Origin of the sequence: Ensifer sp. LBL (genome assembly GCF_050435225.1) — a bacterium.
In the GTDB taxonomy this organism is placed as follows: Bacteria; Pseudomonadota; Alphaproteobacteria; order Rhizobiales; family Rhizobiaceae; genus Ensifer.
Window position 1 is genome coordinate 607098 of the sequence record NZ_JBNDJY010000001.1, and the last position, 20558, is coordinate 627655.

18 protein-coding genes are annotated in these 20558 nt (G+C 62.8%); 7 read left to right on the forward strand and 11 right to left on the reverse strand.

Going from position 1 to position 20558, the window contains the following annotated elements:
• Positions 1 to 140: 140 nt before the first annotated feature.
• The 6 genes from OKW20_RS02980 to OKW20_RS03005 form a co-directional block, all read right to left on the reverse strand.
• Positions 141 to 2042 carry a potassium transporter Kup gene (locus tag OKW20_RS02980; protein ID WP_043620935.1) on the reverse strand — a complete coding sequence of 634 codons (1902 nt, stop codon included), beginning with the start codon at positions 2040 to 2042 and terminating at the stop codon, positions 141 to 143.
• Between the two features lie 16 nt (positions 2043 to 2058).
• Positions 2059 to 3036: a magnesium transporter CorA family protein gene (locus OKW20_RS02985; protein WP_043620938.1), complete on the reverse strand. Its 978-nt coding sequence runs from the start codon at positions 3034 to 3036 to the stop codon at positions 2059 to 2061.
• Between the two features lie 358 nt (positions 3037 to 3394).
• Positions 3395 to 4558 (reverse strand): Mrp/NBP35 family ATP-binding protein, encoded by a 1164-nt coding sequence (locus OKW20_RS02990; RefSeq protein WP_429170105.1) that lies wholly within the window; start codon positions 4556 to 4558, stop codon positions 3395 to 3397.
• 380 nt (positions 4559 to 4938) lie between these two features.
• Entirely contained in the window at positions 4939 to 5457 is a 519-nt protein-coding gene (locus tag OKW20_RS02995; RefSeq protein ID WP_429170107.1) for a flavin reductase family protein, read from the reverse strand.
• On the reverse strand, positions 5451 to 6500 hold the full coding sequence (locus tag OKW20_RS03000) for an LLM class oxidoreductase (protein WP_429170109.1): 1050 nt from the start codon (positions 6498 to 6500) through the stop codon (positions 5451 to 5453). The genes OKW20_RS02995 and OKW20_RS03000 overlap by 7 nt, the downstream gene beginning before the upstream one ends.
• 20 nt (positions 6501 to 6520) lie before the next feature.
• A complete protein-coding gene (locus OKW20_RS03005) occupies positions 6521 to 7144 on the reverse strand; it encodes a glutathione S-transferase family protein (protein WP_429112628.1) in 624 nt (207 codons plus the stop codon).
• A gap of 214 nt (positions 7145 to 7358) precedes the next feature.
• Here OKW20_RS03005 and gcvA point away from each other — a divergent pair, with 214 nt between their 5' ends.
• Complete coding sequence (gene gcvA / locus OKW20_RS03010; protein WP_429170111.1) at positions 7359 to 8252, forward strand: transcriptional regulator GcvA; 894 nt, start codon at positions 7359 to 7361, stop codon at positions 8250 to 8252.
• 191 nt (positions 8253 to 8443) lie between these two features.
• Here the strand turns inward: gcvA and OKW20_RS03015 are convergent, their stop codons facing one another.
• The 3 genes from OKW20_RS03015 to OKW20_RS03025 all read right to left on the reverse strand — a co-directional run bounded on the left by OKW20_RS03015 (position 8444) and on the right by OKW20_RS03025 (position 11115).
• Complete coding sequence (locus OKW20_RS03015) at positions 8444 to 9217, reverse strand: LuxR family transcriptional regulator (protein WP_052201938.1); 774 nt, start codon at positions 9215 to 9217, stop codon at positions 8444 to 8446.
• Positions 9218 to 9360: 143 nt separating this feature from the next.
• On the reverse strand, positions 9361 to 10101 hold the full coding sequence (locus OKW20_RS03020; protein ID WP_043620943.1) for a LuxR family transcriptional regulator: 741 nt from the start codon (positions 10099 to 10101) through the stop codon (positions 9361 to 9363).
• Positions 10102 to 10296: 195 nt separating this feature from the next.
• Positions 10297 to 11115: an IclR family transcriptional regulator gene (locus OKW20_RS03025; protein WP_429170113.1), complete on the reverse strand. Its 819-nt coding sequence runs from the start codon at positions 11113 to 11115 to the stop codon at positions 10297 to 10299.
• A 150-nt stretch (positions 11116 to 11265) separates the two neighbouring features.
• Here OKW20_RS03025 and OKW20_RS03030 point away from each other — a divergent pair, with 150 nt between their 5' ends.
• From OKW20_RS03030 to OKW20_RS03050, 5 genes are all read left to right on the forward strand, one after another.
• Complete coding sequence (locus tag OKW20_RS03030; protein WP_429170116.1) at positions 11266 to 12036, forward strand: SDR family NAD(P)-dependent oxidoreductase; 771 nt, start codon at positions 11266 to 11268, stop codon at positions 12034 to 12036.
• Positions 12036 to 12953 carry a 2-dehydro-3-deoxygalactonokinase gene (locus tag OKW20_RS03035; protein WP_429170118.1) on the forward strand — a complete coding sequence of 306 codons (918 nt, stop codon included), beginning with the start codon at positions 12036 to 12038 and terminating at the stop codon, positions 12951 to 12953. Before OKW20_RS03030 ends, OKW20_RS03035 begins: the two co-directional genes overlap by 1 nt.
• 15 nt (positions 12954 to 12968) lie before the next feature.
• Positions 12969 to 13604, forward strand: coding sequence for a 2-dehydro-3-deoxy-6-phosphogalactonate aldolase (locus OKW20_RS03040; RefSeq protein ID WP_429170120.1), 636 nt, complete (start codon positions 12969 to 12971; stop codon positions 13602 to 13604).
• Positions 13604 to 14488: an SMP-30/gluconolactonase/LRE family protein gene (locus tag OKW20_RS03045; protein WP_429112619.1), complete on the forward strand. Its 885-nt coding sequence runs from the start codon at positions 13604 to 13606 to the stop codon at positions 14486 to 14488. Before OKW20_RS03040 ends, OKW20_RS03045 begins: the two co-directional genes overlap by 1 nt.
• Positions 14489 to 14583: 95 nt before the next feature.
• The gene (locus tag OKW20_RS03050; protein WP_043620951.1) at positions 14584 to 16308 is read left to right on the forward strand and encodes an IlvD/Edd family dehydratase; all 1725 of its coding nucleotides are present in this window, start codon (positions 14584 to 14586) and stop codon (positions 16306 to 16308) included.
• A 63-nt stretch (positions 16309 to 16371) separates the two neighbouring features.
• On the opposite strand, the gene OKW20_RS03055 is transcribed toward OKW20_RS03050, so the two are convergent.
• A complete protein-coding gene (locus tag OKW20_RS03055) occupies positions 16372 to 17466 on the reverse strand; it encodes a hypothetical protein (RefSeq protein WP_429170122.1) in 1095 nt (364 codons plus the stop codon).
• A 358-nt stretch (positions 17467 to 17824) separates the two neighbouring features.
• Here OKW20_RS03055 and OKW20_RS03060 point away from each other — a divergent pair, with 358 nt between their 5' ends.
• Positions 17825 to 18442 (forward strand): PRC-barrel domain-containing protein, encoded by a 618-nt coding sequence (locus tag OKW20_RS03060; RefSeq protein WP_043620957.1) that lies wholly within the window; start codon positions 17825 to 17827, stop codon positions 18440 to 18442.
• A gap of 63 nt (positions 18443 to 18505) precedes the next feature.
• Here the strand turns inward: OKW20_RS03060 and OKW20_RS03065 are convergent, their stop codons facing one another.
• Complete coding sequence (locus tag OKW20_RS03065; RefSeq protein ID WP_429170125.1) at positions 18506 to 20554, reverse strand: NAD(P)-binding protein; 2049 nt, start codon at positions 20552 to 20554, stop codon at positions 18506 to 18508.
• Between the last annotated feature and the right edge of the window lie 4 nt (positions 20555 to 20558).

Genomic DNA, 20558 nt, shown 5'->3' on the forward strand with positions numbered 1-20558 from the left:
CATTAACCTTGATGTTTGGTTAATGCGCGATCGCTGAAAGGCGGATGCCCCATAAAGCAGCGAAGCCGCCCTCCCGTCGGAAGGCGGCTTCTTCTGTTGCAGATCAGCGCTTCTCGCGCTCGACCAAGGACCGGATAAGGTCAGATGATCACGTGCGAACCGAGTTCGACCACACGGTTGGTCGGCAGCCGGAAGTAATCCGAAGGGTCGATTGCCGCATTCGCAAGCGCGATGAACAACCGGTCCTGCCAGTGCGGCATGCCGCTCTCCGCATCGGGCACGAGCTTGCGGCGGCCGAGATAGAAGGACGTCGACATGATGTCGAACTTCAGGCCCGACTTGCGGAACAGGCCGAGTGCCTGCGAGACGTTCTGCGTTTCCATGAAGCCGAAGCGCATTTCGAGCAATGTGAAGCGGTCCGACAACGGCTGCATGCTCACCCGTTCCGACTTCGGCACCTTCGGCGTATTGGCCGTGCGGATCGTCAGGATGAAGTTCTGATTGTGCAGCACGTGGTTGTGCTTGATGTTGTGGAGCAGTGCGGCCGGCGTCGATTCCGGATCGCTCGTCAGGAACACGGCGGTTCCGGGCACGGCCACTGGCGCGTGTTCGCTCTTGCGTTCGATCGACTTGATGAAGCTTGCCAGCGGAATGTCGATATGGCGCGTCTTGGCGTGCAGGATCTGTGTGCCGCGCCGCCAGGTCCACATGATGATGATGAAGGTGGCGGCGATCAGCACCGGAACGTAGCCGCCGTCGTGGATCTTCAGCATGTTGGCGCCGAGGAAGATGAACTCCAGCGCAAAGAGCGGCACCAGCACCGCGGCAGCCGCGAGCGCCGACCAGTTCCAGCGCATGCGCAGGAACTCGAAGGAAAGCACGGTCGTCACCACCATCGCGCCGGTGACCGAGATGCCGTAGGCGGTCGCGAGCGATTCGGACGAACCGAAGACGAAGACCAGGGCCATAACGCCGAACATCAGCAGCGTGTTGACGTTGGGCAGGTAGATCTGGCCCGTATGGGTCTCGGACGTATGGAAGATCGCCATGCGCGGCAGGAAGCCGAGGTGGATCGCTTGGCGCGTCAGCGAGAAGGCGCCGGTTATCACCGCCTGGCTGGCGATGATGGTTGCCGCCGTCGCCAGAATGACGACGGGCAGCAGCGCCCATTTCGGGAACATCAGGAAGAACGGATCCGACATCGCTTCCGGGTTCTTCAGGACGAAGGCGCCCTGGCCGAGATAGTTGAGGGTCAGCGCCGGAAAGACGATCAGGAACCAGGCCCACTGGATCGGCCGACGGCCGAAGTGGCCAAGGTCGGCGTAGAGCGCCTCGGCACCCGTCACCGTCAGGAAGACGGCGCCCAGCACGATGATGCCGACATAGCCTTCGCTGAGCATGAAGCTCACGGCGTAATAGGGATTGAAGGCCTTGAAGATCGACAGGTCGTCGGCGATGTGCACGAAGCCGATGCCGCCCATCACCAGGAACCAGACGAGGGTGATCGGACCGAAGAAGTTCGAGACCGCCGCCGTTCCCTTGGATTGCACCGCAAAAAGCATGAGCAGGATGACCACCGCGATCGGCACGACATATTCCGACAGCGCCGGCGTCACCAGCTTCAGGCCTTCGACCGCCGAAAGAACGGAGAGCGCCGGCGTGATCATCGCGTCGCCGATAAAGAGCGCGGCGCCGGCAATGCCCATAAAGAAGAGAATGGACGCGTGGCCGTTGGCGGACTTCATCAACAGGGCCAGCAGCGACAGCGTGCCGCCCTCGCCCTGGTTGTCGGCGCGCAGAAGGAACAGCACGTATTTGATCGTGACGATGATCGTCAGCGTCCAGATCATCAGCGAAATCAGGCCGATAATCTCCGCATCGGTCACACCGTCATGGGAGACCGGGCGCAACGCTTCGCGAAAGGCATAGAGCGGGCTGGTGCCGATGTCGCCATAGACGACACCGATCGAACCAAGCCCGAGGACCAGCAGGCGGCGCAGGTCCTTCGGCTCTTGAGTGGAAGGGGCATGCGATTGGGTCATGCAAACCTACTGGCGTTCAAAGCCAGCCTTTCCAGCGAAAAAAGAAAAAGGGGATCACGGCCGATATCACCATCGCCGCGATCGCCCAGGGATAACCGAATTGCCATTCCAGTTCGGGCATGACGCGGAAGTTCATGCCGTAGACCGAGGCGACCAGCGTCGGCGGCAGGAGCACGACCGACGCGATCGAGAAGATCTTGATGATGGCGTTCTGCTCGACGTTGATCAGGCCGAGCGATGCATCGAGCAGGAAGGTAATGTTGCCGGAAATGAAGCCGGCATGTTCGGACAGCGATTGGATATCGCGCGAAATCGAGCGGCAGAGTTCGCGCGTTTCCTTGTCGTCCTGCACCTGCGGGACCGTGTAGACGAATGTCAGCAGGCGCGAGAGCGAGGCAAGGCTGTCGCGGGTCTTGGCGACCAGGCGATGATGTCCGGCGACGTCACGCAGGCGTGCCTCGAGAAAATGCGGCGGGCGGCGCTTGCCGGCGGCCTTGTCGCCGAAGACGGCGATCGACAGATCGTCGATCTTGGTCACGGCCTCTTCGAGAATTTCGGCAGTTCGGTCGGCGATCGTTTCCAGGAGCCGGGTCAGAACCACCGCGCCGTCGCGGCAGTTTCCGGGGAAGCGGTGCATCGACGCCTTGAAGAGGGCGAAAGACCGGGGTTCGGCATAGCGGATGGTGACGAGCCGGCTACCCGCCAGGATAAAGCCGACGTCGGTCAGGCCGGGTATCTCCGTCTCCGACCGAAACACCAGCGACGCCGTCATGAACACGGCGCTCTCCTCGACATAGAGACGGCTCGAAGGCTCGATGTCCTTGAGGTCGTCGCGCGTCGGGATGGAGATGCCGAGCAGCTTTTCCATCATCAGGTCTTCGGCCTTGCTCGGTTCGAGCAGATCCACCCAGATGACGTCCGGGCGCAAGCTATCGGGCGGCTCGGCGGGCGTCAGGACGACGGCCGTTCCATCGGCGCAATAGCCGGTGATCATGCGAGCATCCTCGTCATGCCAACCTTAGGGTCGAATGGAAGAGGCGAAAGGTCGTGCGCCACAAAATACCCACAATAGAGATCCATCGGATGGAACGTTCCGCCAGTCAGGACAAAGTCTTCAACTCAGTCATCGCGAGAGGCCAAGATCTCGGGCGAGAGGGCGTCAAGTTGGGCACCTTCGCAAGTGCGGCAAGGCATATGGCGCAACGCAAACGCAAAATCAATGCCCTCTTGCAATCCGGCACGCGGGCATGCGCCGCCAGTTCGGCGCCACCCTATCCCATGTTCGCCTAAATCAAAATCGAATCAAGGGCAAAACTACGCGGGGCGAAGAGCCAAAGTTCCCCTGGGGAACTTCACTCGAACACGATGTTCGGCGCGGCGCGGCTCTTGTCCTGCTGCGTGGCCGATACCTGCTCCCAGACCTTGGTCGCGATATCGCGATAGACGCGCGCGACTTCGCCGGCCGGATCGGAGGCAACCAGCGGCGTTCCCGCATCCGACGTTTCGCGAATCCCCATTGTCAGCGGCACTTCGCCGAGGAAGGGCACGCCGATGCGTTCTGCCTCCTTGCGGGCGCCGCCATGACCGAAGATGTCATAGCGATTTCCGGTGTCGGGCGCGATGAAGTAGCTCATGTTCTCGACGATACCGAGCACCGGGACTTCCACCTTGCGGAACATGGCGAGGCCCTTGCGGGCATCGATCAGCGCCAGGTCCTGCGGCGTCGAGACGATGACCGCGCCGGCCAGCGGCACCTGCTGGGCCATGGTGAGCTGGGCGTCACCCGTGCCCGGCGGCATGTCGACAACGAGAACATCGAGATCGCCCCAGGCAACTTCGCGCAACATCTGCAGAAGCGCCGACTGGATCATCGGTCCGCGCCAGATCATCGCCACTTCCTCATCGACGAGGAAACCCATGGACATGACCTTGAGGCCGTAATTTTCCATCGGGCGGATGAGCCGGCCCTCGATCTGCTGCGGCCGGCCGGAGATCTTCAGGAGCCGCGGCATCGAGGGGCCGTAGATGTCGGCGTCGAGCAGGCCGACCTTCAGGCCGTTTGCCTTGAGCGCCAGCGCCAGATTGACCGAGGTGGTCGACTTGCCGACACCGCCCTTGCCCGAGGCGACGGCGATGATCGCGCCGACGCCGGGGATGCCCGCCTTGGCAGGCGGTCCGCCAGCAGGACGCGGCGCGTGGGAATGGCCTGCATGGGATGGCGCCTGCGGCTGCGGGCGCTGCACCGGCGCGCTGCCGGCAGCTGCCTTGCGATCGGCCGTCAAAGCAACCATTGCCGCGGTGATCCCGGGAATGTCGCGCACCACGCGCTCGGCTGCAGCCCGCATCGGCTCCAGTTCCTTGGCGCGTTCGGCCGGCACGGTGATCGAGAAATAGGCCTTGCCGTCGGAGATGAAGACGTCAGACACAAGCCCGAGGTCGACGATGTTGCCTTCCATGCCCGGGCCACGCACCGCGCGCAGTTTTTCAAGCACCACTTCTTTCGTGACTTCCGGCATCGCGCCCTCTCATTCTTTTGTTATCTCTTAGATAGTCGAGGCTAGGCGCTTCGCCAATGCGACATATCGGAAAAAGCAAGGGCCACCACCCGCCTTGGTGTCCGTACATCCGGGATCACCTTTGAGCGGGCAGTGGCCCTTTTCATCGCGACCTTCGTGGGCGCTGTCTTCTTTTTAGTCCCCTCTGGACATGCCAATAGAAATGCAGGATGCGTGCCAGATTCACATCCGGCGAAAATAATCAGCAATTTCAAAAAGATAAACTCATACTCCGCTTATCGATCGACGATGGCATATGCCCAGTTTCTGAGCAACCGTCTGCAAATCGTCCAATGATGGAGCAGATTGCCGGGATGCTGGCGAACGAAAGACCGTGCCCGCTATCTCGAATCGGGCCCGGCCGTCCCGTGTTCGGCAAGCGACCGGAATTCCCGCCTCCAGTATACCAGCGGTGCGCCAGCTTCGATCTCTGCGTGTTTGACTTCGGCCGTGACGAGCATGTGATCGCCCAGACGCACCCGGTCCCGCACCCGCGCAGCAATCCAGACCAGATCATCATCGATGCGAGGCAGGTCATTCTCCTCGCACCAATGTGTCAGGTCAAAGCGGTCGATACCAGGTGTTGAAAATCGCCGGGCTATGTCGTGCTGCCTGGCTGCGAGCAGATTGAAGCCGATCGGCGAGCCCACGTCGAGGCGACGCAGAAGGGTGGAATCCTCCTTCATCGCAAACATCAGCAATGGAGGATCGAGCGAAAGGGCCCCCACCGATCCGACCGTCGCCCCGTAGCGCTCCCCTCCGGTTCCCACCGTTACGATCGTCACTGCGGTAGGAATCTGCGCGAACAGCGATTTCAACGCCGCATCGGGTGAGGCCGCGTCCTTGGCCGGTGTTACCATTTTGCGGCAAGCGGCTTCGGCCCCTCCAGCGACGGAAATTGGGGCAAGACCTCTTCCGCCAGTTCCTGGATAATTTCGGGCGCCGGCCGGTCGGCGAACTGCATTCCCAGTGCGGCGTGATTGACCCCTGCCTCGCGCCACTCGCCGAGAAGATCGATCAATCCCTTTCGACCCGTCTTGAGGACGAAGCCGCCGCGAGGCGGCGTTCTCGGAAAATTCGGATCGTCGACGAGGTCGATCCATTCATTGGTCATGTGCGGCCTGAACCCGCCATCCGCGATCCGCTCGCGCCAGGCGCTTATGTTCAGAGCGAGCCGCCGCGGACCATCGGCCGTATGCGTGGCTTGCGGATAGGTCAACCAACCATCGGCCTGTTCCGCGACCCATGCGGAAGATTGCCGGCTGGAACCCGTGACGATCAGCGGAATTCGGCCGACCGGCGGTTTGGGCAAGAAATCCGCGCCGGTGACCATGCCGAGGCCCGTATCGATGGCCAAACGTCCGGGGGCAAGGAGTTGCCGGAAATAGGCCACGGCCTGCGCAAACCGAGTACCCCGCTCGTCCATGTCCAGGCCATAGGCCGGGAACTCGACCGGTCTGTCGCCCGATGCGATTCCGAGTACAAGCCGACCGCCTGAAAGATGATCGATGGTGCTTGCCGCCTTTGCCAGATCGATCTGATGCCGAAGCGAAAAGATCGCGCTGCCGGTCGCCAGCGCGATCCTGTTCGTGCGCGCCGCGAGATAGGACAGGTAGGTAAAAGGGTCGAAAAGCTGCCCGGCGTCGCCGAATGCGGGATCGAACAACGGTACGTCACGCACCCAGACTGCCGCAAAGCCGCGCCGATCCGCCTCAGCGACAAGATCAGCCTGCCCCTGCACTACCGCCATGTCGCCTTGATAGAAACGCAGCGGCAGGAAGATGCCGACGGTCAGGTGATCTCGGGCGAACATGCGTCGATAGCCCGGGTGGTCGGCAAACGTCTCGGACGAAGCGCCCGCGAGCGCGCCGGACGTTGCAATATTTGAAGTCGCAATGTTCAAGGGAAACTCCTCTTCTATCATCAGGGGCCGGTCGCCGGCGCAGGAAGCAAGACGCCGCGCGCGACGGCCGGGCGTGCACTCACCTGTTCGTGCCAACGCGTCAGATATCGGTGCTGGGCGAAGGTGAAGCCGCTGATCGCAGCGATATGAGTCCAGCCGAAGGTGGCAATGTCAGCGACCGAGTAGTCCTCGCCCGCAAGCCAGCGATTGCCGGCCAATTGCCCGTCGAGAACGGCGAAAGCATCGTCGGTCAAGCGCCTGTAGCGGTCGATGGCGGCAGGGATCTTCTCATCGGCGAAGATCTCGAAATGGACACGCTGGCCGAGGATCGGTCCCATGCTCGATGCATGGAACTGCAGCCACTTGATCGCCTCCCAGCGCGCCCTTTGCTCCTTCGGCAGGAGCCGGCCGGTCTTCTCGGCAAGGTAGAGCAGGATGGCCGCCGACTCGAAAAGAATGATGCCCGTCTCGCGATCCACGATCGCGGGGATGCGGCCATGCGGGTTAAGGCTGAGGAATTCGGGCCGCCGATGCTCGCCCTTGTCGATGTTCACATGGTGCAGGCGATAGGGCAGCGCCAGTTCCTCGAGAGCGATCGTCGCCTTGAAGCCGTTCGGGGACGATTCCGTGTAGAGGTCGATCATCTGCCAGCCCTCCTTACCAGCGCCAGCCACCCGCTGGCGTCCGCCTCTCGGCGACTGTCCTTGTGTGTCGAGATCTCCATAGCCAACCGATCCAATTTGAAATTAAAATTGAGGAAAGCTCAGTTATGGCTTCCCCTTCACGTGCAGAATTACCCATTTTCATAGAGGATCGGAAACGATACGATCTGAGCGAAGAATTTAGGAAAACTACATAATGAACCCTGTTCTCCCGCTCCTTGCTCTGAGGGCCTTTACCGAGACCGGCCGGTATCGCAGCCTCAAAAAGGCCGCCGAAGCCATGGGCGTTACATCCGGAGCAGTGAGCCAGCAGATCAGACAGTTGGAAGAGCGCCTCGGCGTGACGCTATTCACACGCACACGTTATGGCGTTCGCCTGACCGAAGCGGGCGCCAAGGTTCACCCGGCCCTTGTCCTGGCGTTCGACCGGATCGCGTCGAGCCTCGAAACACTGGAGGCCATCAACGCCCGACCGACGTTGACCATCAGCACGGTCCCGTCCTTTGCAGCATCCTGGCTCGTGCCCCGTCTCGGGCGGTTCACCAGCCGGCATCCACATGTGGAGGTCCGCGTCGAGGCAACGGCGAGCTTGGTCGACCTGCACAAGGACCGGGTCGACGTTGCCATTCGGCACGGCCTCGGGGAATATCCCGGCCTCGTGGCGGAGCATTTGATGGCACCGGTGCTGTTGCCGGTCATATCTCCGGCCCTGCTTGAAAGAGGGCCGCGAGTACAGGTGCCAGCTGATTGCTTGGGCTACCCACTGCTTCAGGATTCCGACAGAGCCGATTGGCAGTTGTGGTTTCGGGCAATGGGCGTCGCCGACGATCCGCGCGCGGAACGCGGCGTGTCATTCGAGGATGATTTCCTGCTTTTGCGCGCTGCAATCGCCGGACAGGGGCTGGCGCTGGTGCGGGACGTCTATGCGGTCGATGACATTGCAGCCGGCCGCCTGGCGCTCGCACTGGACCTGCCTTGGCCGACTGACTTCGCCTACTATGCCGTCACGATGCCGAACGCCGCGAAACGCGAGCTGGTGCGGGCCTTCATCGATTGGCTGAAGGACGAGGCGGCAAGAGAGCGGATTTGAATCCGGGGCGCCGTGAAACGGATCGGCGGCTTCACATCGCGGTGGCTTCCGCCATGCGTTTATAGCAACAGACCTCACCGATGCCGGAGCGCTTTGGGACGAGACGAGCGCAATCCCGTTGGCACAGCCGATCCGCCGGATCGGCCACGAGCCGATAGCGGACTACAGGCAAGCGCGAACCGGGTCGCCGCCTAGCTAATGTAGCCCTTTTTCATCGCCTTCACGACCGCCTGGGTGCGGTTGACGGCGTCGAGCTTCTTGGTCACGTGGTTGAGGTAGTGGTTGACCGTATGCTCGGAGAGCCCGAGGATGCCGGCGATCTCGGCGCTGGTCTTTCCGGCTGCTGTCCAGCTCAGGCACTGGATCTCGCGCTCGGATAGTGCGGCGCCGCTGCTTTTCCACACGGAGCCAATTTCAGCGAGACGGTTATAGACATGGATTGCAATCATCTGCAGTTCCATGGTCACCGTCATCGGCAGTTCGACCAGCGGGCCCATCAGGATGACCGCGCCACGGCCGCCCTCTGCGTCATGCACCGGGAAGTAGCTAGCCTGGAAGATGCCGTTCTCGCGCAGCATCGCGATGTATTCGGCCGCCGTTTCCGGCTTGCCGCCCTCGCCCTCCCACGCCGCAAGCGTCACCTGGAACGGCGTCGTCGTCTCGCGCAGGCGGCGCACGCCGGTGCTGAAGCGCAGCATCGACAGGCTGTCATACTTGTTCAGCAGTTCGGCCGGCATATTGGAGATGACCGTGCTCGCGGCAAGGCGCTCCACGTCGATCGAGGGGATCGAGCAGATCAGAAACGTCTTGAAGCCAAAGACCTGCGTGATCCGCCGCATGTAGCGGATGATATCGAACTGGGTCTCAAGCTTTGCGATCTCGGACGCGAAATCTCCGCCCCGGGGCAGATCTGCGTCAGTCATCCCGGTCGTCATCGTATCCTGCATTCGCGCGTTCCATGGCATTCATCACGTATCAAATAGACCGAGCAGCCTGCCAATGCCAACAGATGATCGAAAATCCCTGCCGCCTCGACCCAAAAGTCTGTGTATTTCCCCTGGTGAGGGCCGATATGGCCATCAGCCTCGCGCACGACGCGTGCCGGCGATCAGTTGATCAACCCGGCGCGCACGGCCTTTGCAACGGTCTGAACGCGATTGACCGAATCCAGCTTGCGCGTTGCCCGGTTGAGGTAATGGTTGACCGTATACTCTGACAGCGCCAGAATTTTCGCCATTTCGCTGGTGGTCTTGCCGGCCGCCGCCCAGCGCAGACACTCGACCTCGCGGCGCGAAAGGCTTCCCGCACCGCGCTTGTCGCGATCGCGAACCTCCATGTACTTGCTGTAGAGCACGCCGGCCCAAAGATTGAGTTCCTGAAGCTCGTCATTGGAAACCACGGGGCGGTCGCCGCCAAAGGCGATCGCGGCGCGGTGGCCGCTCGCATCGTGCACCGGCAGATAGAGGCCGCGCGGCATGTTCGCCTGCTCGAAGACGCAGACCGCCGCGTCGCCCTTGCCGTCGGCACGGCGGCGGGCAAGCTGGTGCGCGTCGTAGGTAAAGGGAATGGTGCTGCGCCGCAGCCGCTGGATCACCGGGCTGCCGTTGATCAGGCCCGCGCTGTCATAACCCTTGAGAAAGGCAGCCGGGTAGTTCGTCATCAGTGCGCTGACCGACAGGCTGTTGCTCTCCGTCTCCGGAATGGCCAGCACCAGGAAACCACGGAAACCATAGGAATCCGCAACCTGGGCAATCACGCGCCTGATATCCTCTTCACAACAAATCGGCCCACGGATGGTTCGCCCATCAGGAAGCGCCAACGCCGACAAATTCGCGCTGAAATCGATCATCTTCCGCCCTTCTCCACATCCGGTTCCATGCGGGAACCGGCCGCTGACGCCGCATGAAGATCACGTCAAAAATTTATACCAATACCAAAAACGAACCAGACTAAGACCATCCACGAACCTGAGTCTGATATATTAAAGCTATCGAGCGAGACGCGCCACGTCCAGTCGATGTTTCTAATTTACCGTAAAGTGAATTCAAGGTCCACCACGGCCGGGCCCGAGACGGATCGCCGCGTCCTCGCCAACCGCTTGCGCCGCGGCCCGAACCGCAGCTGCCCAGGCCGACAATTGCTCCATGGTGACCCGGTAGGCGGGGCCCGTCACCGACAGGCCGGCCGCAAGTTCGCTGCCGGGAATGAGAATGGGCGCGGCAACACAGCGGATCTCCGTTTCATGCTCCTCGCGATCGAAAGCGTGTCCGTCGCGCCGGATTTCCTCGATCTCCGCCAGCAAGGTGGCGGCCGAGCGATGGGTGTGCGGCGTGAAAGCGTGAAACTCGGTTCGAGCCAGAACGCCTTCCAACTCCGGCTGCCCAAGCAGGGACAGCGCCGCTTTGCCGATGCCGGTGCAATAGGCCGGCGAGGCCTTGCCGATCTGCGAACTCATGCGCACCGTCTGGCGGCTCTCGACCTTGTCGACATAGACGATCTCGGTCTCGCGCAGGATGCCGAGATGCACGGTCTCGCCCGTCAACTCGTGCAGGCGCTGCAGGTGCGGCTCGGCAACATCGCGAAAGCGATTGGCAGACCAGGAGCGATAGGCAAGCGTCAGTAGCCGAAGGCCAGGCTCATAGGAGAGGTCACGGCGCTGGATCAGCAGTCCTTCCTCGACGAGATGGCTGAGCAGCCGATGCAACGTGCCGCGCGGCTGGCCGGATCGGGCGAGAATATCGGTGAAGCGCTGCGGGCCGTCGGCGGTGACCACCGCTTCCAGCACGGCGATCGCCTTGCCGAGCGTGCCCGTGCCAGCCTCCGCACGCCCCTCGTCCCCGCCGCCTGCCTCTTTGCTCGTCATCGTCGCTCGCTTGTGTCCGATTGCCGTCGCGCGATCGGCGCGCGACCTTGACAAGGTAGACGCTTCGACGCGATAATTCCATATAATAAAATCAAGTTCCAAATAATGGAACGATAATCTCACTACGAAACTGATCGGGGATACAGGAATATGCCGGTGCCGAGGGCACAGTTTCATGATCTCAAAGACCGCGCGGTGCTGATCACCGGTGGCGGTTCCGGCATTGGCGCTGCGCTTGTCGAGGGTTTCGTCGACCAGGGCGCACGCGTGGCCTTCGTCGATATCGACGAACGGGCAAGTATCGACCTCGTCGAAAGGCTCGCCGCCAGGGCCAGCACGGCACCACTCTATATTCCCGCCGACTTGCGCGACATCGACGCGGTAAAGAAGGCCGCGGAGACTGCGGCGACCGCGCTCGGCGCGGTCCATGTGCTCGTCAACAATGCCGCGCGTGACGATCGCGAGCCGCTGGAGAGCGTGACAGAAGAGAGCTGGGACGAGAGCCAGGCGGTCAACCTCAGGCATCTCTTCTTCATGAGCCAGGCGATTGCGCCGCATATGCGCCAAGCCGGCGACGGGTCGATCATCAATTTCTCCTCGATCGCCTATCTGCTCAACATGGCCGAAATCCCGGCCTATGCGACGGCGAAAGCCGCGATCGTCGGCCTGACCAAATCGCTCGCCGGAAAGCTCGGCCCCGACAATATCCGCGTCAACGCGATCCTGCCCGGCATGATCGTCACGGAGCGACAGAAGCGGCTGTGGCTGAGCGACGCGGCGATCGCCGGCATGCAGGAACGGCAGTGCCTGAAGCGAAGCCTCACCGCCGACGATCTCGTCGGCCCTTGCCTATTTCTCGCGTCGGCTTGTTCCTCGGGCATGACCGCGCAAACAATGATCATCGATGGAGGCGCACTGTGATGACGGCAGCCTATTATGCCGCGGTCGATTGGGGAACGACGAGTTTCCGGCTGTGGATCATCGGCGAGGACGGCACGGTACTCGCCGAACGCCGAAGCGGCGAAGGCATGACCACCGCCAACAAGACCGGGTTCCATGCGATCCTCGAAAAACACCTGGCCGCCGTCGATGCGCCAGGCCACCTGCCGGCGATCATCTGCGGCATGGCCGGCGCCAAGCAGGGTTGGGTCGAAGCCGGCTATCTCGATACGCCGGCCGCGCTCGCCGATATCGCCTCCCATGCCGTGGCGGTGCCGGATCTCGATCGCGACATCCGCATCTTGCCGGGCCTCGCGCAACGCGACCGACGGCATCCGGACGTGATGCGCGGCGAGGAGACGCAATTGCTCGGCGCGGCCGGCGATCTCGGTCGCGGTCGACATCTCGTCTGCATGCCGGGCACGCACAGCAAATGGGTGCGACTCGAAGACGGCGCCGTCAGCGGCTTCTCCACCTTCATGACCGGCGAATTGTTCGACGTGATCTCCAAGCACTCGATCCTCAGCCACTCGATCGCCGACGCCCATGCCTTTGCCGGCGACCACCCCGCCTTTGCGGCGGCGGTGGCCGAGGCGCGCACCAATCCGGCGCTTGCCACCAGCCTGATCTTCGGCGCGCGCTCCGGCCAACTGCTGCACGGCGCAAGCGCGACCGATGCCAAGGCTTTGCTGTCGGGCACGCTGATCGGGCTTGAGATCGCCGGGGCGCTGGCTTCGGCCAAGACGATCGACAGCATCTGCCTCGTCGCCTCCGGTTCCCTCGGCACGCTCTATCAGGCGGCGCTCGAAAGCCTCGACTGCCCGCTCCAGGTGGTCGATGCCGACACCGCCGTCCGCTCCGGCCTTTCGACCGCCGCCCAGGCGATCTGGCCCCTCTGAACGAAAGACACGCTCATGACCCGCATTCCCTTTCCGCCGATGAAGTACCCGCTGATCGCCATCCTGCGCGGCCTCAAGCCCGAGGAAACCGCAGGCGTCGTCGGCGCTCTGATCGAAACCGGCTTCACCGCAATCGAGATCCCGCTGAACTCGCCCGATCCGTTCCGCTCGATCGAGACCGCCGTGAAGATGGCGCCCGAGGGCTGCCTGATCGGCGCCGGCACGGTGCTGACGACGGCGCAGGTGGAACAGCTTGCCGATGTGGGCGGCCGCCTGATGGTGAGCCCGAATGTCGAGCCAGCGGTCATCTCGCTTGCCGCAGCGAAGGGCATGGTCACCATGCCGGGCGTGCTCACCCCGACCGAAGCACTGTCGGCCGCAGCAGCCGGCGCGACCGGCCTCAAGTTCTTTCCGGCAAGCGTGCTCGGCCCATCGGGCATCATCGCCATCCGCGCGATCCTGCCGCCAGAGCTTGAGATCGCTGCCGTCGGCGGTGTTTCCGACGCGAACTTCGGCGACTACGCCAAGGCCGGCATCCGCAGCTTCGGTCTCGGATCGAGCCTCTACAAGCCCGGCATGAGCGCGGCCGAAGTCCGCGAGCGCGCCGTTGCCACCATCAAGGCCTACGACGCCGTCTACGGAGCACAGTGATGAGCGACACCATTCCCTTTGCCGGCAGCATTCTGTGCGAAGCGACGTCGATCCTTGGCGAAGGCCCGACCTATGATCCGGCGACCGGCACCGCCTGGTGGTTCAACATCAAGGGTCAGGAACTGCATGAGCTGCACCTGGAAAGCGGGCGCAAGACCGTGCATGCCCTGCCCTTCCTCGGCAGCGTGCTCGCCGTCATCGATCCGGCCCGGCAACTGATTGCCTCCGACCAGGGCCTCTTTGTCAGGGATACGCGGACCGGAGCCCTCAGCCTGCTCACCACGCTTGAGGACAAGCCGATCAATCGCTCGAACGACGGCCGCGTGCATGCGTCCGGTTCGCTCTGGATCGGCACCATGGGCCGCAGCGCCGAAAAGGGCTCGGGCGCGATCTATCACGTCGCCGGCACCAGGGTGACGAAGCTCTACGACGCCATCACCATTCCCAACAGCATCTGCTTCTCGCCGGATGGAACCGTCGCCTATTTCGTCGACACCGACATCAACCACCTGATGCGCGTCGACATCGATGCCGAGACGGGACTGCCCAAGGGCGAACCGAGCCTGCTCGTCGATGGCAGCGGTGAAGCTGGCGGCATCGACGGTTCCGTCTGCGATGCCGACGGCCTGATCTGGAACGCCCGCTGGGGCAGCGGGACGGTCGATGTCTACCGCCCCGACGGCGCGCGCATCGCGCGTTACGCGATGCCGACGACGCAGCCGAGCTGCACAGCCTTCATCGGGCCGAAGGCCGACCGCATGCTGGTGACATCCGCCTGGCAGGACATGGACGAGGCAACGCGTGCGGCGGACCCGCATGCCGGCAAGACCTTCGACCTCGGCGTCAGCGTCAAGGGCCGGTTCGAGCCGTCTTTCCGTCTCTGACCGGAAATTCTTGGCCACGGGACTCTTGGCGAACCGCCAATAAAAAGTCATACAATTCAGCCACGCGTTGGATCGCATGGTGAGGAGGAGCTCGCATGAGCGACAAGAAGAAAGAACTGCGCAGCCGTCACTGGTACGGCGGCACCGACAAGGATGGCTTCATCCATCGTTCCTGGATGAAGAACCAGGGATTTCCGGACCACGTCTTCGATGGCCGCCCGATCATCGGCATCTGTAACACCTGGTCGGAACTGACCCCCTGTAACAGCCACCTGCGCATCCTGGCTGAAGGCGTGAAGCGCGGCGTCTGGGAAGCCGGCGGTTTCCCGGTCGAGTTCCCGGTGTCCTCGCTCGGCGAAACGCAGATGCGCCCGACCGCGATGCTCTTCCGAAACCTGCTCGCCATGGACGTCGAAGAGGCGATCCGCGCCTATGGCATCGACGGCGTGGTGCTGCTCGGCGGCTGCGACAAGACCACACCCGGCCAGCTGATGGGCGCTGCTTCCGTCGACCTGCCGACGATCGTCGTCTCCTCCGGCCCGATGCTGAACGGCAAGTGGAAGGGCAAGGACATCGGTTCCGGCACGGATGTCTGGAAGTTCTCCGAAGCTGTACGCGCCGGCGATATGAGCATGCAGGAATTCATGGCGGCCGAAAGCGGCATGTCGCGCTCACCGGGCGTGTGCATGACCATGGGCACGGCCACCACCATGGCCTCGATCGTCGAAGCCATGGGCCTGTCGCTGCCGACCAATGCAGCACTGCCGGCCGTCGACGCCCGCCGCATGGCGCTGTCGCACATGACCGGCAAGCGCATCGTCGAGATGGTGCACGAGGACCTGCGCCTGTCGAAGGTGCTGACCAAGAAAAATTTCGAAAACGGTATCATCGCCAATGCCGCCGTGGGTGGCTCGACCAATGCCGTCGTGCACATGCTGGCGATCGCCGGCCGCGCCGGCGTCGATCTCTGTCTTGAGGATTTCGACCGCGTCGGCAGCCAGGTGCCGTGCATCGTCAACTGCATGCCGTCTGGCAAGTATTTGATCGAAGACCTCGCCTATGCCGGCGGCCTGCCGGCGGTGATGAACCGCATCCAGCACCTGCTGCATGCCGATGCGCCGACGGTCTTCGGCGTGCCGATCAGCAAATATTGGGAAGATGCCGAAGTCTATAACGACGACGTCATCCGCCCGCTCGACAATCCGCTGCGGGCAGCCGCCGGCATTCGCGTGCTCAAGGGCAACCTTGCGCCGAACGGCGCCGTCATCAAGCCGTCGGCCGCCAGCGAGCATCTCTTGGTGCATGAGGGCCCGGCCTATGTGTTCGAGACGATCGAGGAACTGAAGGCGAAGATCGACGATCCGGACCTGCCGGTCACGGAAGACACGATCCTCGTGCTCAAGGGCTGCGGGCCCAAGGGCTATCCGGGGATGGCCGAGGTCGGCAACATGCCGATCCCGCGGCGCCTCGTCGAAAAGGGCGTGCGCGACATGGTACGCGTGTCCGACGCCCGCATGTCGGGCACCGCCTTCGGCACCGTGGTCCTGCATGTCAGCCCGGAATCGAATGCCGGCGGGCCGCTCGCCATCGTCAAGACCGGCGACCGCATCCGCCTCGACGCGATGAAGGGCGAACTCAACCTGATGATCAGCGAGGAAGAGTTTCAGACGCGCATGGCCGCCTGGCAGGCGCCGCCGCAGAAATGGACCCGCGGCTACTACAAGCTCTACCAGGACACGGTGCTGCAGGCCGACAAGGGTGCTGACCTCGACTTCCTCGTCGGCGCCAGCGGCAGCGAAGTGCTGCGCGAAAGCCACTGACGGCTTCGGATCCATTTCGAAGCAGAAGCGCTCCAGATACCCCGCCCATCCGGCGGGGTATTTTTATCCGGCCAGAGGACGAGAGCCCAATCGCGAAAGGCGCGAGGCCGGCGAACGCAGCCGCACCCAGGTTTCAAAGCCGTAGATGGCGAGCCCGAGCGCGATAAAAAACTCCTTGTACTCGGTCGGATCCCAAAGGCGCACGAGCGTGGAAGCCTGGAGGATGAACAGCTCCTGGATCGCGACGATCAGAACAGCGCCGGCCGTCAGCACGATGAACTCGCGCCAGTGCCCCGCCCTCAGCGCGATGTCGGCGATCACCAGCAGTATGATCACGGTCATCATCACCATCATCTGCGTCGGCAGCATGCTCCAGTTGTCGCTGTTGAAGGCGGCCATCGGGGCGCTTGCCACCAGCACCAGCACGCTCGGGGCGAAGGCATCGAGCCGACCGAGACTGATGCTCCTGCGCAGATAGAGCCAGACGAAGGGCGCGAGCGTCAGAAGGAAGAAGCTGCCGGTGTAGTAGAGCAATTCCGAGAAGCCGGTGGAGATGTTGTGCAGGTTCAGTTCCTGCTGCTTGTTGAGCGCGAGCAGGCCCTCCGGCGTGGCGATGCCGAAGACGCGCTGCATCCAGGATATCTCCTCCATGCCGACCACGAAGAAGCAAAGCGCCAGAAGCGCTGCAAAGGCCGCGGCCATCCAGGCTCGGCGCCCCATTCCCGAACGGGCCACGCGCAGCTGCCCGACGGCGGTAAATGCAAAGAAGCCGCTGGCGATGAAGATCAAAAGGGCCGATGCCCATTCGACCAGGCCGTCTTCGCGGGCCAGAAGGCTGAAGCCGAGGGGATCGGCAACGAACACCAGCGCCATCAGCACGGCGAGCATCCAGCTGGCGACACAAAGCCCAAGCTCACGCCCGGACGCCAGCCGCAGCTCCGGCGCGCCCAGCCAGGCGGCGTCGCGGGTAAATCCCTGAACAGCCGCCAGCGACAGGCTCAGCGCCACCCAGGCATGCCAGAGATTGTAGGGCTCGACGCCGGGAACCCGCTCCGAAAAATAGCGCAGGCCGAAAAGATTGCGCTCGATCAGAACGAGGCCAGCCATCGCCAGGACGGAGAGCAAGGAAATCGAAAGAAAGCGGCGCGGCAAGAACATCGTGAAAACCATCCCGGGATAACAGGGTGACGACGCTGCGCGCTATTTCCTGCCATGGGACAAGTATCAGCAAGAACACTCAAGAATTCATGAATGGCGCGAAGTACATAATTGATCACTAAAATACATATATTCGGAGGATGAAATACATGTCAGCAGGAGATTGCCGGCAATCCTTGGAAAATCGCGATCCGAGGCCACGCTCACCGGCAACGGATCTTTCGTCCCTGAAACTTTGACTATTTTTCCGGAACCGTTCGCGCCCCCGGGCGTTGACACCATATCACCGGCGCGGTGGACCTGGCGGCAGAAGCCAGGCCCGCGCCCTGATCGAAACGTCAAGGAAAGGCAGTTTGAGATGATCAAGAAACTCGTAACAACCGTCGCAGCCGGCGCGCTCTTCGCGGGTCTTACTGTCGCCCCGGTGGCTTTCGCGCAGGACGCAACCAAGCCGATGGATCAGCCGCAGACGATGCAGCCGGCGCAGCCTGCGCCGGACGCCACGGCTCCGGCCGACCAGGCCGAAACGAAGCCGCCGATCACGGAAACCAAGCCCGCTGATATGGCGCAATCGAACGCCACCTATCTGACCGAGCAGGAGAGCGATCAGATCGCGGCCAGCACCTATATCGGCCAGAGCGTCTATAATGCCGGTGACGAAAGCATCGGCGAGATCAACGACCTGATCATGAAGAAGGATGGCGGCGTGGAAGCGGCCGTGATCGGTGTCGGCGGCTTCCTGGGCCTCGGTGAAAAGGACGTAGCGGTTCCGTTTGATCGCATCACGATTGCCGAGCAGCCCAACACGGACAAGCTGAAGCTGACGACGACGGAAACCGCCGATACGCTGAAGGCGGCTCCGGAATTCAAGACCAAGTCGCAGAAGATCGCCGAGCAGAACGCCAACCAGCCGGTTGATACATCGACGACCTCTTCGACAAGCACGGCACCGGCACCGGCTCAGCCGCAGCAGTAATCGGTATCAGGTTGTTGTTGAGTGCGCAGGGAGCGGCGGTTCACACCGCCGCTCTTGCCGTGTTCAGACGAGCACGCCGTAACGCAAGGCATCGTAGATCCCCGCATGGATGTTGCGGCTGGAAACCGCATCGCCGATGCGGAACATGTCGAAACCGGCATCCGGGTTTTTCTGCGGGATGGGGTTCTCGCCGCGAAGCAGCGCCTTGTAGTCGACGGCGCCCAGATTGCGCGAAAGCGGCTTCAGTTCACGATAGAGGTCGTCCATCGGCATCGTGCCATGCTCGACCACCACTTGCGCCACGCGTCGCTCGACCGTGGCCTTGTCCGAAAAATCGGAACCGAGCGTCGCCACCAGGCCGTTGCCCTCCCTCCGCACGGATTTCAGCCGCGTGTTGATCGTCACCCGGACATTGTGTTCGGCAAAGGCGGCGGCATAGGGCACATGGTTCATGCCCCCAACCTCGGGCGCGAACATGCGCTCGGGCGAGACGATTTCGAGCTCGACGCCGGCACGCGCAATCAACTCGGCCGCCGTCATGCCGCTATGGGCACCGTTGTCGTCATAGAGCAGCACCGGCCCCTCCGGCTTCACTGTTCCGGCGATGATGTCCCAACTCGACACGACGAGGTCGTCGCCTTTGTCGAGTGCGGGATTTTGGGCAATGCCGCCGGTCGCGACGACGACGAGATCCGGGACGCGCTCTTGAATGTCGTCCACGCCGGCAAAGATGTTGTAGTGGATCGGCACGCCGAGCCGCTCCAGTTCGGAAAGCCGCCAGTCGACGATGCCGATCAGCTCTCGGCGGCGTGGATTGCGCTGGGCGAGCAGGATCTGGCCGCCGGCCTCGCCGGTCGCCTCCAGCACCTCCACCTGATGCCCGCGCTCGGCAAGCACCCGGGCCGCCTCGAGCCCAGCCGGGCCGGCGCCGACGACCACGGCCTTGCGCTTCGGCCCTTCGCTTTTGCGGATGACATGCGGCACGATCGCCTCGCGCCCGGTAGCGGCATTGTGGATGCAGAGCGCACCGCCGCCTTCATAGATGCGATCGAGGCAGTAGGTGGCGCCGACGCAGGGGCGGATTTGGGCCTCCCGGCCCTCCTCGATCTTCCTGACGATGTGCGGGTCGGCGATATGGGCGCGGGTCATGCCGACCATGTCGAGCTTGCCTTCGGCAATCGCATGGCGGGCGGTGGCCACGTCGGCGATGCGGGCGGCATGGAAGACCGGGAACTTCGTCGCCGCTCTAACCTCTCCGGCGAAATCGAGATGCGGCGACGCGGCCATGCCCTGGATCGGGATGACCTTGGTGAGCGGCGCGTCGTGATCGATATGGCCGCGGATGACGTTGAGGAAATCGACCTTGCCGGACCCCGCGAGCCGCCGGGCGATCTCGACGCCCTCCTCCTTGGAAAGCCCCTTGTCCCAATCCTCGTCAGCGACCATGCGGATGCCGACGATGAAGTCATTGCCCACGGAGGCGCGGATGGCGTCGAGCACCATGTCGGTGAACCGCAGGCGGTTGTCGAGCGAGCCGCCGAACGCATCCTCGCGGTGGTTGGTGGCCGGAGACCAGAAACCGTCCATCAGATGGCCGTAGGCCTCTAGCTCGATACCGTCGAGACCGGCGGCCTGCATGCGCTGCGCAGCAGCTGCATAGTCGCTAACGATACGCTCGATGTCCCAGTCCTCGATCTCCTTCGGAAAAGAACGATGCGCCGCCTCACGCACCGGCGAGGCGGAGAGCACCGGCAGCCAGTCACCCTTGTTCCAGCCGGTGCGGCGGCCGAGATGGGTAAGCTGGATCATCACGGCGCAGTCATGCTCATGACAGTCGTCGGCGATCTTCTTCAGCCACGGCACGATCTCGTCTGAGTAGGCGTGGAGATTGCCGAAGGCCGGCGGCGAATCCTCCGACACGATCGCCGAGCCGGCGGTCATCGTCAGCGCCATGCCGCCCTTGGCCTTTTCCAGATGATAGAGCCGGTAGCGGTCCTTCGGCATGCCATCTTCGGAATAGGCCGGCTCATGGGACGTCGACATGATCCGATTCTTGAGCGTCAGGTGTTTCAGGCTGTAAGGCTGCAGCAGCGGGTCTTTCGACGATGTCATTTCC

What these genes read in the sequence shown, in the direction of transcription:
- OKW20_RS03065 (WP_429170125.1), bottom strand. Translation starts at nt 20,554, where the DNA reads ATGACATCGTCGAAAGACCCGCTGCTGCAGCCTTACAGCCTGAAACAC.
- OKW20_RS02990 (WP_429170105.1), bottom strand. Translation starts at nt 4,558, where the DNA reads ATGCCGGAAGTCACGAAAGAAGTGGTGCTTGAAAAACTGCGCGCGGTG.
- OKW20_RS03005 (WP_429112628.1), bottom strand. Translation starts at nt 7,144, where the DNA reads ATGATCGACCTCTACACGGAATCGTCCCCGAACGGCTTCAAGGCGACG.
- OKW20_RS03025 (WP_429170113.1), bottom strand. Translation starts at nt 11,115, where the DNA reads ATGACGAGCAAAGAGGCAGGCGGCGGGGACGAGGGGCGTGCGGAGGCT.
- OKW20_RS02995 (WP_429170107.1), bottom strand. Translation starts at nt 5,457, where the DNA reads ATGGTAACACCGGCCAAGGACGCGGCCTCACCCGATGCGGCGTTGAAA.
- OKW20_RS02980 (WP_043620935.1), bottom strand. Translation starts at nt 2,042, where the DNA reads ATGACCCAATCGCATGCCCCTTCCACTCAAGAGCCGAAGGACCTGCGC.
- OKW20_RS03055 (WP_429170122.1), bottom strand. Translation starts at nt 17,466, where the DNA reads ATGTTCTTGCCGCGCCGCTTTCTTTCGATTTCCTTGCTCTCCGTCCTG.
- OKW20_RS02985 (WP_043620938.1), bottom strand. Translation starts at nt 3,036, where the DNA reads ATGATCACCGGCTATTGCGCCGATGGAACGGCCGTCGTCCTGACGCCC.
- OKW20_RS03020 (WP_043620943.1), bottom strand. Translation starts at nt 10,101, where the DNA reads ATGATCGATTTCAGCGCGAATTTGTCGGCGTTGGCGCTTCCTGATGGG.
- OKW20_RS03040 (WP_429170120.1), top strand. Translation starts at nt 12,969, where the DNA reads ATGACCCGCATTCCCTTTCCGCCGATGAAGTACCCGCTGATCGCCATC.
- OKW20_RS03060 (WP_043620957.1), top strand. Translation starts at nt 17,825, where the DNA reads ATGATCAAGAAACTCGTAACAACCGTCGCAGCCGGCGCGCTCTTCGCG.
- OKW20_RS03050 (WP_043620951.1), top strand. Translation starts at nt 14,584, where the DNA reads ATGAGCGACAAGAAGAAAGAACTGCGCAGCCGTCACTGGTACGGCGGC.
- OKW20_RS03035 (WP_429170118.1), top strand. Translation starts at nt 12,036, where the DNA reads ATGACGGCAGCCTATTATGCCGCGGTCGATTGGGGAACGACGAGTTTC.
- gcvA (WP_429170111.1), top strand. Translation starts at nt 7,359, where the DNA reads ATGAACCCTGTTCTCCCGCTCCTTGCTCTGAGGGCCTTTACCGAGACC.
- OKW20_RS03030 (WP_429170116.1), top strand. Translation starts at nt 11,266, where the DNA reads ATGCCGGTGCCGAGGGCACAGTTTCATGATCTCAAAGACCGCGCGGTG.
- OKW20_RS03015 (WP_052201938.1), bottom strand. Translation starts at nt 9,217, where the DNA reads ATGCCATGGAACGCGCGAATGCAGGATACGATGACGACCGGGATGACT.
- OKW20_RS03045 (WP_429112619.1), top strand. Translation starts at nt 13,604, where the DNA reads ATGAGCGACACCATTCCCTTTGCCGGCAGCATTCTGTGCGAAGCGACG.